Raw genomic sequence first — 1,271 nt, forward strand, 5'->3', positions numbered from 1 at the left:
TGTATTTCTGTCAAGAAAGTGGACACATTTATTAGGAAACTTGAAGCTGTTCATAATACCTTTTTTCACACTGAAACGGGGTCATATACTGGATAGACCCATGGATTCGGAGACGATTGTAATCGAGCTCAATGTATCCGTAAAGAGCTTCATAAGCCTGTTCACGTGTGCGAAACTTCACTTGGTAGACCATCTCTCGTTTGAGGATGCTATGAAAAGATTCAATGCAGGCATTATCATAGCAGTTGCCTTTTCTGCTCATGCTGCCGATCATCTTCTTTTCTTTCAGGCGATTACGGTACTCACAAGAAGCATATTGGACGCCTCGATCCGAATGATGGATGAGTCCTTCAGCCGGATTTTGGCGTTCACAGGCTTGATCAAACGCATCAAGCACGAGCTCCTTTGTCATTCGTGGACCAGCTGCCCAACCTACAATTTTACGAGAATATAAGTCCATAAGGCTGGCCAAATACACCCAGCCTTGCCCCGTCTGAATGTAGGTAATATCAGAGACCCAAACTCGGTTTGGTGCCTCTGCTTTAAAGTTTTGATCCAGTACATTTTCAAATACAGGCTGACTATGATTGGAATTTGTAGTCGCCTTGTATTTTTTCACCGTACACGAACGTAAACCCATTTCCTTCATGAGTTTACCCACCGTCTTTGTAGCAATCTTCCAGCCTTCCTCTCGCAGCTTAAACGCTACTTTCGGACTGCCGTATCGTTTCTTCATACTTTGATAGTGGTGACGAATTCGTTCCATTATCTTTTTTCGGCTCTTTTCTTGCTTCCCTGGCACTCGCTTCAACCATTTGTAGTAACCACTTCTTGCAACTTGCATAACCCGGCACAACTTCTCCACACCATATCGACGACGATATTTATGCACGAACGCATAAATTACTCTCGGTTTTTCGTGAAGAAGTGCATCGCCTTTTTTAGGATGTCGAGTTCCTCCTGCATCTCTTTGTTTTGCCGCTCCAGCTTCTGGAGACGCTCATAATCCACAAATACCTGCGAGTGAGAGGAGAGCTCTCCTTTCTTTCCGTACCGTTTCCTCCACATGCTCAGATTCGTAACAGGAATGTCTAATTCCTTAGAAACTTGCTTCAGTGTTTTCTTTGTTTCTTCCAAGTGCTCAACCGTTTTGCGTTTAAACATTTCATCATATTGCTGGCGGCTATTTCCCATGTCACACCTCGACCTTTTAGTTAATTCTATTTTAAAGGTTTTTCCTTATGGTGTGTCCACTATTTAGTTTAATCTCA

The 1,271-nt window shown here is 43.1% G+C and carries 2 protein-coding genes; both read right to left on the minus strand.

The genetic code is table 11. From position 1 onward, the window contains the following. Positions 1-31: 31 nt before the first annotated feature. Entirely contained in the window at positions 32-892 is an 861-nt protein-coding gene (locus tag AC50YO_RS25500; protein WP_494851424.1) for an IS3 family transposase, read from the minus strand. Between the two features lie 11 nt (positions 893-903). Beyond that, a complete protein-coding gene (locus tag AC50YO_RS25505; protein ID WP_494851425.1) occupies positions 904-1,164 on the minus strand; it encodes a transposase in 261 nt (86 codons plus the stop codon). Positions 1,165-1,271 lie beyond the last annotated feature (107 nt).

This window comes from Paenibacillus sp. J22P59 (assembly GCF_059383895.1).